Genomic DNA, 13,902 nt, shown 5'->3' on the forward strand with positions numbered 1-13,902 from the left:
AAAGAACCTGTAAAACCAAATGTCTTATTTCTTTTTACAGATGATCAACGGGCAGATGCTCTGAGTTTTACCGGTAACAAACATATTCAAACCCCTAATATTGATCAATTGGCCAGAGAGGGAAGTTTTTTCACCAATGCGTATGTCATGGGAGGGCACCATGGTGCCATTTGTGCTCCCAGTAGGGCTATGATGTTGAGCGGCAAAAGTTTGTTCCATGTTTATGACCGTCTCAAGGATGTGGAGACCATGCCGATGCGTTTTGGTAATCATGGCTATGTGACTTTTGGAACAGGAAAATGGCATAATGAAAAGGAAGCCTTTGAAGCCTCCTTTCAACAGGGAAGCCAAGTGTTTTTAGGAGGAATGGCCGATCATTTCAATATTGCGGTCAGGGAACTTTCTGATGAGGGCATCCTATCAGAACCTGTAATGCAGGGTTTCTCCACTGATCTTTTTGCGGATGCAGCGATCAATTTTATCGACGAATATTCAGCTTCCGGTCAGGAAAACCCATTTTTCTGCTATGTGTCCTTTACTGTGCCCCATGATCCCTACTCTCCCGCACCTGAGTACATTGACAGATACAACCAAGATTCCCTCCCCCTTCCGGCCAATTATATGCCTTATCATCCATTTGTTTTTGATGACATGACGGTAAGGGATGAGAACCTGACTTCCTGGCCAAGGAAACCCGAAGTCATCCAGGCTATCTTAGCCGACTATTATGCTTTGATCCACCATTTGGATGACCGGATCGGGGACATTGTGGAGGTACTGAAAAAAAACAATCTTTATGACAATACCATCATTGTATATGCTGCCGACAACGGACTTGCTGTGGGCAGTCATGGATTATTGGGCAAGCAGAATCTTTATGAACATAGTACCAGAGTCCCGGTCATACTCAAGGGACCGGGAATTCCTGAAAATGAGCATTTTGATGCATTTGTTTATTTATATGATTTATATCCAACTCTGGCCGAATTGGCGGGGATTCCTCCTCCGGAGGGAATAGATGGATTAAGCTTGTCGAATGTCCTGAACGGAACAATAAATGAAATCAGGTCTTCCTTGTTCACTGCTTACCGTCATACAGTACGATCAGTGAGGGAGAAGGAATGGAAACTCATCAGATATCCTGAGCGGGATTATACCCAGCTTTTCAACTTGTCCTCTGATCCGCACGAAATGATAAATCTTGCAGGTGATAGTCAATATGACAAGAAAACAGAGGAGTTAATGGCTTTATTAAAAGTTTGGCAACAGCAATCAGGAGACACTGCTAAATTAACAGCATCCAAAATATTGCCATTGGATTATGATCCGGAGTCTTTGGTCAGAAAACCTGACCGTTGGCAACCATCTTATACACTTGAAAAATACTTTGATTCAAAGGAATAAATAGGTCTAGCGGTGGAGAGGCAAATTTCAGGTTTGACAACTTTTTAAGCTGAGGAAAGTTTATACTCAACATACCATCGGTTTATTTATTTTACATTTATCCACTGAAAAATGAAAATTAGGATACGATTGATAGCCATTTTTTTTCTGTTAGCATTTCCGGTTATATCGAAAGCTCAAACCCATAAGGTTATACTGGATACCGATATTGATTCAGATGTGGATGATGTTGGGGCTTTGGCCATGTTGCATACACTGGCGGATCATCATGTGGTGGATATATTAGGCGTAATAGTTACGAGTGATGATCAGTACGCAGCCCAATGTACAGATGCTATCAATCATTATTTTAAAAGAGGGAATATTCCGATCGGGGTAGAAAAAGGAATAAGCTTAAAACATTTTTCAAAATATACCAAAGAGATCAGTGAGGAATACAATCACAATATTAAGTCTTCTGAAGAAGCTGAAGATGCCACTTCCCTTTACCGCCGATTGTTTTCCGGTCAACCCGATTCAAGTGTTATTATCATTACGATCGGACATTTGACCAATTTGCGAAATCTGATGGAATCCGAAGCGGATGAATATTCTGATCTGTCAGGTATGGATCTGATCAAGAAAAAAGTAAGGCTATGGTCTTGTATGGGGGGGATGTTTCCCGAGGGGAAGGAGGCCAATTTTTACCGTCCCGATCCTGAATCCACCCAAATTGCCGTTGAAAACTGGCCTGTCAAAGTGATCTTTGCAGGATGGGAAATCGGAAATGAAATTATAACCGGTTCGGATTTTCTCAAAAAATCATTGCCTGAGGAAAGTCCCGTTTGGAGAGCTTACCAGCTTTACAATAATTTTCAGGGAAGGCAGAGTTGGGATCAGGCGTCTATACTTTATGCGATTTCTTCCTCAGATGATTATTGGGATTTGGAAGAGAATGGGAGATGCGTGGTGATGCCGGATGGTAGTAATAGGTGGGTTAACGGCGAAAGCAGTAACCATGCTTACCTGATTCCAAAAATGAATCCGTTGGAAGTGGCCAAGGTTATTGATGCTTTAATGGTAGGATTTTATAGTCCGGACTTTTAAAAAATGTTATTTGCGTAAATTGAGTGTCTGATAAAAACAAAAAACGGGAAAATGCTTCCGAATTTTTCCCTCTTTAGAACCATAAAGTTTGCTCCAAATCCAAAAATTTATTTTGCCGGATTGATTTGTATTTAGGTGGAAATGCTTAAATTCCATTTAAATATTCACCCATCCACTTTATGAAAAATATCCGTCTTTTAGGAATATTAGTCCTCATTTTATTGATGGGCAATTCATGCAAATCCTACCGAAACCTAAAGGCACTTAACCCCAAAACTAAATCTTCTTCAATAGCTGAGGAACTTTATAAATTAAAGCCCGGGGATAAGATAAAGGTGTTTGAAAATAGCGGGAGTATCAAGTTTTTGAAATATTCGAATGCTGAAGATGGCGTATTGAAAGGGATAGATATTAAAGGGAATAAAGGAACTAAAGGAGAAGTGATTTCAATTAGGGTAGAGAATCTCGTTCATATCGAGGTAAGAAAAACTAACTGGCCATTGACCGCATTATTAATTCCCACAGTTGGATTGGTCAGTTTATTTGGTTTTTATGTAATTTTAATGGGGTCACAGGGCGGTTACAACTGATTTTAAAATTGCTTAGCGTTTACCTCTCATCCACCCCAAAAGATTTTTTGAAAAAACATCACGCAGTTTTGGTAATAGAGATATTCTTAATAATTTCCCCGATATACTTCATGGCCATGGGGTAGGTCTCTATGCCATGTCCAACATTTTGAAAGACTTTGATATCTTGTAGCGGTTTGATGTGTTTTTGGGCATTTTCAATGGATTTTTGGTAGGGAAACAACAAATCTTTGTCACCCAGAAGAAGGTAGGAATCTACTTTGACCTCCGACAACTCTTGGTTCATATAGTAAGGTTTTTTGGTATTGTCCTTATAACGGCTGATGGCAAATACCTCATAATCCACCAACATTTTTTCAGCATAGGGAGATAGTTGGTGGTTGGGCTTTGCAAAAACTGCCTTGTCCAAAAATTTCAGGACATTTTTTGGTTTTGGGCTCAGGATGGGTAAAATATTATAATATAGGTTTGTAAAGCCAAGTGAAAAAAATTGGAGACAACCAGGGTTAAGAAGAAAAGCTGCCTTTATTCTTTCAGGATTTGTAATTCCAAGTTTCATGCAGATCAATCCCCCAAATGATGCTCCGGCAACAAAAGCTTTTTCAATTTCTAACTTGTCAAAAACTTCATTTGCCCATATCCCATAATCCAGGGACTTGATATCCGGTGTGGCCCCATCACTCAGATTTGGCAAACCATTGGTTTCCACCAAATAGATCCTGAATTTTTGGTTCAGATTATCAAGACCTTTATCAAAATCCCAAATCAGAGCTGTCGTTCTTGCACCGGGGAAAATCACTAAGGTTTCCAGTTGGGGTTCATTTGTATTTAGCCCCCAGACTAAAGTTGTTCCAATTGAAGTTTTGACCTCAATGCGTTCATACTTTCTTTGATTGGCTTGTTCAAGTTTTTTTACCCAATTTTCAAAATACAGTCTATCGTTTATTTCGTCCTTGAAATGGGATGTAGCCTTTATCTTCATAGGTCATTGATAACTTTTTGAATGTAAGCAAACCTTTCGGAGGTATCCATAAAACAAAAACGGGAAAAACTCTTTCGAATTTTTCCCGCTCCATGATTTGAATACCATAGTCCTCAAATCATGCCAAGCTACAGTTATTATGACTTTTCACTCAGTTACCCGAGGTCATGACATTAGGTTTCAAACACTTGCAATCTCATTCTTTAGAAATCGAGGCTTAAATCCAGTATTTCTGCGGTAAACCGTCTCAGACTTTCAACTCTAAAGTATCAGCCCCTTCATACCTTCATCACGTGTTTTTGGACCATTGCCTGAAATTTTACTTTCAGCCTTTTATCTCTCACTTGATATAATCAAAGCTACTGTTTATTAGTATCCTTAGCAATATTTTTACCTTTTATTTTCCCACAACTTTCCCACAGATTATCCACTGATTTTTTAAGGTTATCCACAAGAATTTGTATTTCACAAAGGAACGCAGATGACGCTGATTTAAAAGATTTACACTGATATTGATAGCGTGAAATATACATCAAAAAAGCTTAATCAGCCGTCACATAGTATTTGTTAACCAACTTCATGATTTTGTGGAATACCTCGGTGTTTTCGTAAACCCCTCGGAAATCTCCGGAATGCGCTCCATAAGCAAAAATGGGAACCATTATCCCGGTATGGTCATCGCTGTGAAAGGCCATTTCAACCTCCCTGTTTTTAATATTTCCCTGTGGCAATGATAGACCGGCGGTTTCATGGTCGGCGGTGACCAGCAAAAGCGTGTTGGGGTTATTGTCAACATATTTCAACACCCAACCAATCACCTGATCAAAATCCAAGAGTTCGTTGACAATGGTGGCACTGCTATTGGCATGACCACCGGAGTCTATCATGGCGGATTCGATCATTAGGAAAAAAGGTGTTTCCTTGGATTCGAAAAAACTGATGGCATTTTGGGTGCTTTTCAGTAGGAACTCACCTCTTCCTTTTTCCAGTGTGGGCATTCCTGACGCAGAAGCAAAATAGCCGACTTTTTCGGCATCAGTGTTTCCTATTTCATCCACACCTGTCATCATTTGGAATCCGTTTTTTTCGAGTTCCGAAATCCTGTTTTCTTCAAACTGGGTGAAATCCCTTCTTCCACCTCCAATAAATAGATTAAGGTGGCTTTTGGGCAGATAAGCTGCTATGTGAATGTTATCGTCCCTTTCTGAATGATGGGCATAGAAAGAAGCGGGCGTGGCACCTGTCATTTGGTCGGTTGTAATGATGCCGCTTTTGAATCCATACTTTCCGATAAGGTCAGGGATATTCTCCAGAACCTCACCTTCAGGACCAATCCCTAAAGCCCGGTTATTGGCTTTTTTTCCTGTAGCAAATGCAGTTGCCCCTGCTGCCGAATCGGTGGTGAAATCGTCTGCTGCTTGGGTTTTTACCAATCCAATATTTTTGATTTGGGTCAGGTTTAGCTGATTGTCATTGACAAACATCCCTGCTGAAATCTGGCCCAAACCGTTTCCATCTCCGATCATCATGATGATTCTTTCAATTTTGATTTCTGCTCCATCTCTTTCAAAAGTTGGCAAATGAGGGGTGTGAACATTGTTTCCGATAAAGATATTTTTATCCAGATTGCTCAGATATTGGTTTGCCTCGTATGGCATGTCCGTGTTGATATAATCAATGTCAAGGTCATAAAATGCTTTCCAGGCTGATTTGGAGTCAGGGGTAGCCCAAAATCTCACAGGTTTTCCAAAACAATGAACTTGTTGGATAAAGGCAACCAGCTTTTCCTTTTCATTTTCGACGATTCTTCCTTTCCCGTTCCAAACGGAAAACTGCCGGAAATTCAAACTGATCATCCCGATCTTTTCCCATGGAAGTTGATTGTCCATAGACTTACTTTGATAATCAAATAGAATCCAAGACGGATAATTGCGATAATCTTCCACTTTCGGCCTATTCCCGGATACGATGATCTTCATGCCATTTTGGTTGGTAGGCGAATACAACATCGGTTCAAATTCCTTTAACTGTCTGACCAAGACCTCCAAAGTGGCATAGGCTTCGGTTTTGATGTCAATCAATAAGTGGAAGTCAAACTCATCTACAAGTCCGAGTTCCTTTGCCTTTTGGATGGGAGTAAGATATAGGCTTTTTAAAGTTCTTTCTTTTTTGATAGTTGCCCTTTCATGGGCGACCATCAATTCTCCGTCCTGAAGAATCACATCTGCTTCTATAGAAGCACAACCTGCCCCGAATGCTTCCCAAAAAGGGACAGTCCGTAGGTAGTCGTTGTGGGAGTGGAGTTTGAAATCCTGCTGGGAAAATAGCAGGAACGGAAACAAAAATGCGATTGCAAAAAGTATCCTTCTTAAATTTTTCATTTTCAAAAATACATGTGGAAAGGTAAATTATTGGTTCTAAGTTGAGATTTTTCCGGGACTTAACAAAAAGGTAAAACTGGAGGAAACAACCTGAAAATCGTAACATAAACTTGACTTTAAATTAAATCAAAATAAGCTTCTATCCTCTATCTTCCGAGTTAACCAAAAATCCTCATGAACTACTCCAAAATCCTTTATCTCTCCGCTTGCTTGTTATTTAGTTTCCAACCATTATTTGGACAAAAATTAAATGAAACCCAGGTGATTGGCAGTCACAATAGCTATAAAAGTTCGATGCCAGCTCCTATTTTGGAGTATCTGAACAAGATCAATCCCACCGCTGCACAAAGCTTGGAATATGAGCACCTTCCGCTATCCGAACAATTGGACCTGGGTCTTCGAAATTTGGAATTGGATGTCTTTCATGATCCAGTGGGAGGGAAATATACCTATCCGAAAAGTCTGGCCATGCTACCCGAGGGAACTGATTTTGACTCCAAAAACGAACTTCAGCAACCCGGTCTCAAACTGTTTCACGTCCAGGATCTAGATGTGCAGTCCCATCACCTACTTTTCAAAAACGCAATTTTGGAACTGAAAAACTGGAGCAATCAGAATCCTGATCACCATCCTGTTTTTGTTCTGATTAATGCCAAAGATGGGCAAGTCCCGATGACTGTCATCCCACTGACATTCAGCGCCACGGCATTGGATAGCATCGATTTGGAAGTCAGGACGCATCTTAGCATGGATAAACTCATCACGCCAGATCTGGTTCGAGGAAATTATGAATCATTGGAAAAGGCGGTTCTGGCTGGAAACTGGCCGGAGATAGACGAAGTCCGGGGCAAGTTTCTTTTTGTTTTGGATGAAAATGAAGAGAAAATCCGACGCTATCTTATCAAAAAACCAGAACTCAAAAACGCTGTTCTATTTGTCAATCTGAAAGAAGGAAATCCGGAAGCAGGATTCAGGATCATCAATGATCCTGTATCAAATGAATCCTACATTCAGGATTTGGTGAGAAATGGATACATCATCCGAACCCGTGCGGATTCTGACACCAAAGAGGCCCGAACAGGAGACTACACCAAATTTGAAAAAGCGAAAACTTCAGGCGCCCAGGTGATTTCAACGGATTATTACCTTCCCTCCCGCCTTTTTCAATCTGACTATCATGTGAGCTTTGAAAACAGAACTTTTGAGCGAGAGAACCCTATTTTATCTCAGGAAATAAAGTGAGGTAATGGTTGCTTTTGACTGTAGTAATATCCGGCATCATTGAATTGAATAATGTATTCAAATGGATTGGTTAATTAATATGGGTCCGATTTAAAATTTTATGCTGGATAATCAGAACATGGATTGAAAAAAATAAGGCAAGAAATAAATTTTCTTACCTTATTTTTTTGGTCTGTTAATGTTTTAATATCCAGGGTTCTGGACTAAAAAGTCTTTTTCGTTAGATGCACCATCGATAGCTCGCTGAGGAATTGGAAACAATCTTTTGTTGACATCGCTGTCAGTTTTCCCCGTCCAATTGGCCTCATATTTACCAAAGCGGATTTGATAGTTTCTTCTAAAAGCTTCCCAATACAGCTCAAATCCTGTTTCCCGGTATAATATATCAAGATCAATACTAGCCAAGGCAGCGGGAGTCTGTGCAGGACGGGCAGTTCTGGACGTTCTCAAAGTATTTATATCGGCCAAGGCCCCTGCATTATCCCCATTTCTCAATTTGGCCTCAGCACGCATTAAATAAATCTCTCCAAGGCGGATCAATACTAAATCAACACTGCTATTGGAACAACAATTGGGAGCGGTACGGCTGAACTCATATTTTGAAAACCTGTAACCGGTATTATGTAAACTTCCCTCGTCAGTAAAATCAACTCTGAACGTATGATCAACATAAGCTAGGTTTGCACCACTTGTTCTTCTATTGATTACGGGGTATATTCTTACCTTCCCATCTTCGCAGGTCAAAATATTACCCCCGTCGTCTTTTCTTGGACCCCATAATATGCCACGAAGTATTCCTCTGTCAATTTCGAACTCCTGAGCTGAAATACAGTAATAATGGTTTGAATCATTTGTTGGGGTTACCCCTGTGAGATCTTTGAGTTCTTCTGGAATGACTGTATTTTCTTTGAAAAAACGGGCATCGGCATCGGCTGGATCTACATTTCCATAGGCCTGTACCCAAGTCTGGATAAAATCAGTAGTAGCTGCAACTGCATCCGTTCCCCTCGTATTTGGAAATTCCGGTCTTGGAATCAGATCACCTGATATGGACCAATAAGCCCATCGTTGGTGGTCTGTCTGAAGTACACCTCTTTGGTCAAGTGCAAATATAAGTTCGGGATTGAAATGGTTATCATCACTGAACAAATCAAAATATTCAGCAGATAATGAATAAGGTCCGGATATAATATCGCTGGTATATTGTATTACCTTATCCATATCCTCCTTCCTAAAGTCAGGTGTACCATAAGGATTTCGATAAACGGCCGCATTCAAATATAACCGCGCCAACAAAGCCTTCACGGCATATTGATTTAACCTGCCTGCACCTTTATCGCTTTTAATGACATCCACAACTGATAAAAGCTCGCTTTCAATATGATCAATTGCTTCTTGTCCTCTTAGAATTTCAGATCGTTCGATCGACATTTTTTTCTTGAAAATAATACCCCAATTATCAAGTGCCAGCATATTAAGATATGCCTTCATAGCGATCATTTCATAGAGAGCATCTTGGGCTCTTTGATCACCCTTTTCAGCCTCAAGAGTTAGTCTTTCCGCAGCGATTACGGCTCTTGATAAGCATATGGTTATATTTGTCCAGGTATCTGCCACCAAGCTGTTGCTAGGTGTCATTAGGTGCTGGTGAATCGCAATGAACTTGCCGCCATCAAACCAGTCCCTTCCTCCACGGTAAGGAAGGATGCCTTCATCGGAGGCAACCTCTTGAAGGCCAAAATTAGATGTATGCAACCATACGTTATGCCGCAGAAATCCATATACCGGCGCTATCGACCCACTTACAATTTCTGCCTGACCTGTTCCGGTCAGCGACTCATCTAGAATATCTTCCTCTAGTGTGGTGCAACCGAAAAATGTGAATATGAACACAGTAATCGGTAGGAATTTGTGAAATATTATATTTTTCATTTTGTTTTTTTCTATTAGATGTGGAAAGCTTCTTTTGTTTTTAGAAGGTTAGATTAAGACCAATCAAAAATGTTCTTGCCCTTGGATACGTAAATCGGTCAATGCCAAAAGTCTGGATTCCACCGGAAGTCGCTCCCGTATTGACTTCGGGATCAAATCCGGAATAATCTGTTAAGACAAAAAGGTTTTGACCCGTAATCGAAAACTGGATATTTTGGAAAGTATCGCTCAATCCGATTTTATCCGGACTTAAGCTGTAAGCCACAGTAGCGTTATTTAGCCTGAGGAAAGATCCATTTTCCAAGTAACGTGTAGAAACAATATTGGCGTTGGTCAAAGACTCACTGGGGTATTGCACAGCAAAATCTGTTGTATTGTTGGACTGGGCCAAAAGTGCCTTACTGAACAAAGTCATGGTTGTGTGATTGTAAATCTTGTTTCCGGACACCCCATTGAAATTTAGACCAAGATCAAATGCCTTGTATTTAAAGTTTGTGTAAAAACCATAAATAAACTTTGGAATCGCACTGCCTACTACGGTCCGGTCATTATCTAGAATTTCGCCGTCTCCATTTACGTCTCTATATATACTCTGACCGGTTTCAGCATTAATGCCATCAAATTGATACATGTAAAATGCACCTAAAGGCTCATTATTGATATATCCATTGATGGTTGCACCCGTTTGGCCGGAGCCTTGGGCCGCCCCTGTTACCAAGACCGAATAAGGAGAATCTTCCACCCTATTTTGGATGTAGGTAATGTTTCCTCCGATATTGTATGAGAAGGCACCCCGAGCGTCGCTTTTGTAGTCTAATGTCAATTCGACACCATTGTTAATAATTTTCATGTCCTGGATATTGGTCCAGAAAGTAGAGGTGGGCTGAACCGGATCTGCAGGAACAACTTGCAACAATATATTGGATGACTCTTTATTGAAGTAATCCAATGTACCGGTCAATTTAAAATCAAAGAATGCAAAATCAATTCCCACATCTATTTGGGAAGACACTTCCCATTGCAGATTGGGATTTGCCAAACGGGTAAAGATAATTCCGTATGGATAACCATCCAATGTGGTCGCGTCGGTATCTATTGGATATGTATTGAGACTCCCTGCACCTGTTGCCAACCTATCTTCTGAAAAACTGGCCTTAGTGATCTTTGAGGGAATTTCTTGATTACCTGTTTGGCCCCAGCTTGCACGCAACTTTAAGTTGTTGAAAACAGAATTTGCCATAAAGCCTTCATTGGCAATGTTCCAGCCTATTCCAAAAGAAGGGAAATAACCATATCTGTTATTCTCTCCAAATTTGGAGGATCCATCGGCACGAATCGTACCGGTGAACAGATATTTATCTGCAAATGCATAGTTTACTCTGCCAAAAAAAGATTGAAGCTCATTTCTTACGGCAGCCGAATTTACCGAAGTAGGATATTGACTTGTACTGGTATGGTCTTGGTACTTAGGTTCAATATTATTATTTGCAAAGCCATTGTAGGAAGTTATTCTTGTTTCATCCAAAAATTCTTGAAAAGAATGTCCGGCCAATGCAGTAACTCTGTGAGGACCTTGGTTCCAAATATAGGTAAGCGTATTCTCGACAAGTTGATTAGTATTCGAATTAATTGAAACATCTAAAGACCCATCAGAAATATTAGACTCATTTACAACTGACGGAAAGGGTTTATACTGTTGATCTCTATTTGTAGCTGAATAATCCACACCAAGGTTCAACTTATAAGTCAGGCCTTTTATTATTTCTATTGATGGGGAAATGGTCGCCAAAATCCGATTGTTAATAGCAAGGTCGCTGTATAAATCATACCTGGTCAAAGGATTTAAGTTGTTTGTAGGCAGTAATGTAGGTTCCCCATTGGTATATGCCGGAACCGTTGGATTCAGACTAAGCATATCACTTATGGTCGATGTGATGACCGGCCGTAAGTTCTCGGTGTGAGAGGCCGTAAGATTATAATCGATATTTACCTTTCCATTGAAAGCCTTTTGATTCATGTTTAATTTTCCGGAATAACGCTTTAAATCACTATTCTTCAGCACTCCTTCCTGATTTTGATAACCTACCGATGCGAAATAGGAAAACTTTTCGTTGGCGGCTCCGCCCATTGAAAAATTAACATTTTGTGATGAAGCTGTCTGAGTTAATTCGTTTTGCCAATCCGTATTTCCTCCAAGGTCATCCAAGGTTCCACCTATTGCACTCACCTGTTCACGAAATGTATTTCCATCGAATACGTTAATCTTATTGGCCAAAGACGACCAACCATTGGAAACTGAAAGATTCATTTGAGGTTGACCGGATCCTTTTTTAGTAGTGATTACGACAACTCCATTTGCGGCTCTAGAGCCATATACTGCAGTAGCACTGGCATCCTTTAACACATCGATACTTTCAATATCGTTCGGGTTGATGAAGTTAAGTGGATTGGTAGGGACGCCCGTTGAGGAATTGTCTAATAAAAAGCCATCTACTACATAAAGCGGCTGCGTTCCCGAACGCAAACTCCCGATACCCCGAATAATTACATCTTGCGTAGCACCAGGTTCACCGCTGTTTGCGGCGATATAGACACCCGCTAGTTTACCCTGCATAAGTTCACCTGGATTCGTTACCACACCCTTATTAAAGTTCTCCCTATTTACAGAAGCAATGGCTCCGGTTACGTCCTTTTTCTCCTGCGTACCATAGCCGATTACAACAAATTCTGATAGGTTTTGGGTGTCTTCCAAAAGTACCACCTCAATACTGCTTCTTGAACCCACGGTTTGTTCCTGTGAGGCGTAACCGATAAAACTGAAAAGCAATACCGACTCTGAAGATTGAACGTTGATCGTGAAATTCCCATCAATGTCCGAAACGGCTCCGTTTCTTGTACCTTTTTCGATGATACTTACTCCCGGCAAAGATTCGCCGTTACCGTCTTTCACTGTACCACTTACAGTAATTGCTTCTTTGCCTGCGGTTTCCTTTTCTGAGGCTATAATAGTCCCGAAGGACATTAGACCAAAGGCAAGCGTTAATAATAGAATTTTTAAAGCACCATATACTTTAAAAACACATGAATTTGTAAAGTGACCCATAAATTTTTGATTTGATAGATTTGTGAATAGAAATTCAAAATTATCTATAAACCAATGGGTTATGCGAATAGTAAAGTTATTTGATTATGAATAAATCGTTCAGGAAAAATGATTTTTATCTTCCAATATTGCTTATGTATTAAGTTTAAGTTGGGACAAAAGGGGGAGTAAAAAATATGATTTTTGAAAGTTAATTTTGAATAATATTTGCCACTATTTCACGATGGGATTCAACGGACTATCGATCTCCTTACCTATCTCCGCACCGGGGCACCAGGTATTCCAGTCATTGATCTGATTATCATTTTCGGGATTTTTCAATTTGGATTTTGCATCCATATAGATGATGGTCATTACTTTTCTGACCTGATCCGTCTGATTGGCTCCCGCTCGGTGGAAAATCCAACCTGAATGGAAACTCACTTCTCCCAAATCAAAGGGCTCAATGACATGGTCAAAGTTATTGATCCGGAGATTGTTTTTGATCTGAACCTCTGATTCGTCCCCAATAGCTAATTCCCTTCCAAATACAATCTGATGGCTTTTTGCCGAAAATTCCAATGCACCCATTTCCAATGGCGTCTCCTGCAAAGGAATCCAAGCGGTGATGGTCCTGTCCGTATCAATCGGCCAATAATATTGGTCTGCATGCCATGGAGTGATTCCTCCTCCGGCCTCTTTGAACAATGCCTGATCGTGGTAAATCCTGACTTTTTCGCAACCCATCAGGTCGGAAGCAATCTGCCCCAATCTTTTACTCAATACCAACTTGGCAACTTCCTCATTTTCCCGCCAAAGATTGAAAATCTGTAAAAAGGCCTTTCCATAAGTGTCCCTTTCCTCTACGGGGGCTTTTTGGGTGTTCAGTTTGTCCACTTCCTTGCTGATCACTTTATTGAAATGGGCGATCAATTCGGGGCTGAGAACATTTTTGAGTTTGATAAAGCGGTTTTCCAGATAAAATGCTTTGGCTTCGTCTGAGACAGGATAGGTTTCTTGGAGAAGGGGGAAGTTCATGATTAATGGTTCATTTTTGGGTGTAATTGTTCTTAGATGGTATTCATTTTATACTTAGTCCTCAAATGCTCTTTGGACCATGCTTCAATTTTGTCTTCTCCCCAGTCTTGCTCCACAAATAGTTTGTCTACTTCATTACTTACATTATCGGCAATATAGGCAACC

At 40.4% G+C, this 13,902-nt stretch carries 9 protein-coding genes; 4 read left to right on the forward strand and 5 right to left on the reverse strand.

Going from position 1 to position 13,902, the window contains the following annotated elements; all coding sequences use genetic code 11:
* From ACEW8O_RS17460 to ACEW8O_RS17470, 3 genes are all read left to right on the forward strand, one after another.
* Positions 1 to 1,404: sulfatase-like hydrolase/transferase (locus ACEW8O_RS17460; protein WP_373495911.1), on the forward strand; the 1,404-nt coding region annotated here is incomplete at its 5' end.
* Positions 1,405 to 1,515: 111 nt separating this feature from the next.
* Complete coding sequence (locus tag ACEW8O_RS17465) at positions 1,516 to 2,490, forward strand: nucleoside hydrolase (RefSeq protein WP_373495912.1); 975 nt, start codon at positions 1,516 to 1,518, stop codon at positions 2,488 to 2,490.
* A gap of 179 nt (positions 2,491 to 2,669) precedes the next feature.
* Positions 2,670 to 3,080, forward strand: coding sequence for a hypothetical protein (locus ACEW8O_RS17470; protein WP_373495913.1), 411 nt, complete (start codon positions 2,670 to 2,672; stop codon positions 3,078 to 3,080).
* 58 nt (positions 3,081 to 3,138) lie between these two features.
* Here ACEW8O_RS17470 and ACEW8O_RS17475 read toward each other — a convergent pair whose 3' ends face one another.
* Both ACEW8O_RS17475 and ACEW8O_RS17480 read right to left on the reverse strand, forming a co-directional pair.
* A complete protein-coding gene (locus ACEW8O_RS17475) occupies positions 3,139 to 4,062 on the reverse strand; it encodes an alpha/beta hydrolase (RefSeq protein ID WP_373495914.1) in 924 nt (307 codons plus the stop codon).
* Positions 4,063 to 4,604: 542 nt separating this feature from the next.
* Positions 4,605 to 6,443, reverse strand: coding sequence for an alkaline phosphatase (locus tag ACEW8O_RS17480; protein ID WP_373495915.1), 1,839 nt, complete (start codon positions 6,441 to 6,443; stop codon positions 4,605 to 4,607).
* A 174-nt stretch (positions 6,444 to 6,617) separates the two neighbouring features.
* On the opposite strand from ACEW8O_RS17480, the gene ACEW8O_RS17485 reads away from it, so the two are divergent.
* Positions 6,618 to 7,685 carry a phosphatidylinositol-specific phospholipase C1-like protein gene (locus ACEW8O_RS17485; RefSeq protein ID WP_373495916.1) on the forward strand — a complete coding sequence of 356 codons (1,068 nt, stop codon included), beginning with the start codon at positions 6,618 to 6,620 and terminating at the stop codon, positions 7,683 to 7,685.
* Between the two features lie 183 nt (positions 7,686 to 7,868).
* On the opposite strand, the gene ACEW8O_RS17490 is transcribed toward ACEW8O_RS17485, so the two are convergent.
* The 3 genes from ACEW8O_RS17490 to ACEW8O_RS17500 form a co-directional block, all read right to left on the reverse strand.
* On the reverse strand, positions 7,869 to 9,617 hold the full coding sequence (locus ACEW8O_RS17490; RefSeq protein WP_373495917.1) for a RagB/SusD family nutrient uptake outer membrane protein: 1,749 nt from the start codon (positions 9,615 to 9,617) through the stop codon (positions 7,869 to 7,871).
* A 40-nt stretch (positions 9,618 to 9,657) separates the two neighbouring features.
* The gene (locus ACEW8O_RS17495; RefSeq protein ID WP_373495918.1) at positions 9,658 to 12,720 is read right to left on the reverse strand and encodes a SusC/RagA family TonB-linked outer membrane protein; all 3,063 of its coding nucleotides are present in this window, start codon (positions 12,718 to 12,720) and stop codon (positions 9,658 to 9,660) included.
* A gap of 213 nt (positions 12,721 to 12,933) precedes the next feature.
* The gene (locus tag ACEW8O_RS17500) at positions 12,934 to 13,737 is read right to left on the reverse strand and encodes a phytanoyl-CoA dioxygenase family protein (RefSeq protein WP_373495919.1); all 804 of its coding nucleotides are present in this window, start codon (positions 13,735 to 13,737) and stop codon (positions 12,934 to 12,936) included.
* Positions 13,738 to 13,902 lie beyond the last annotated feature (165 nt).

Source organism: Aquiflexum sp. (assembly GCF_041749095.1).
GTDB lineage: Bacteria > Bacteroidota > Bacteroidia > Cytophagales > Cyclobacteriaceae > Aquiflexum.

Excerpts from the sequence above, each read along its gene's own strand:
- ACEW8O_RS17465 (WP_373495912.1), top strand. The coding sequence starts at position 1,516 with ATGAAAATTAGGATACGATTGATAGCCATTTTTTTTCTGTTAGCATTT.
- ACEW8O_RS17470 (WP_373495913.1), top strand. The coding sequence starts at position 2,670 with ATGAAAAATATCCGTCTTTTAGGAATATTAGTCCTCATTTTATTGATG.
- ACEW8O_RS17475 (WP_373495914.1), bottom strand. The coding sequence starts at position 4,062 with ATGAAGATAAAGGCTACATCCCATTTCAAGGACGAAATAAACGATAGA.
- ACEW8O_RS17480 (WP_373495915.1), bottom strand. The coding sequence starts at position 6,443 with ATGAAAAATTTAAGAAGGATACTTTTTGCAATCGCATTTTTGTTTCCG.
- ACEW8O_RS17485 (WP_373495916.1), top strand. The coding sequence starts at position 6,618 with ATGAACTACTCCAAAATCCTTTATCTCTCCGCTTGCTTGTTATTTAGT.
- ACEW8O_RS17490 (WP_373495917.1), bottom strand. The coding sequence starts at position 9,617 with ATGAAAAATATAATATTTCACAAATTCCTACCGATTACTGTGTTCATA.
- ACEW8O_RS17495 (WP_373495918.1), bottom strand. The coding sequence starts at position 12,720 with ATGGGTCACTTTACAAATTCATGTGTTTTTAAAGTATATGGTGCTTTA.
- ACEW8O_RS17500 (WP_373495919.1), bottom strand. The coding sequence starts at position 13,737 with ATGAACTTCCCCCTTCTCCAAGAAACCTATCCTGTCTCAGACGAAGCC.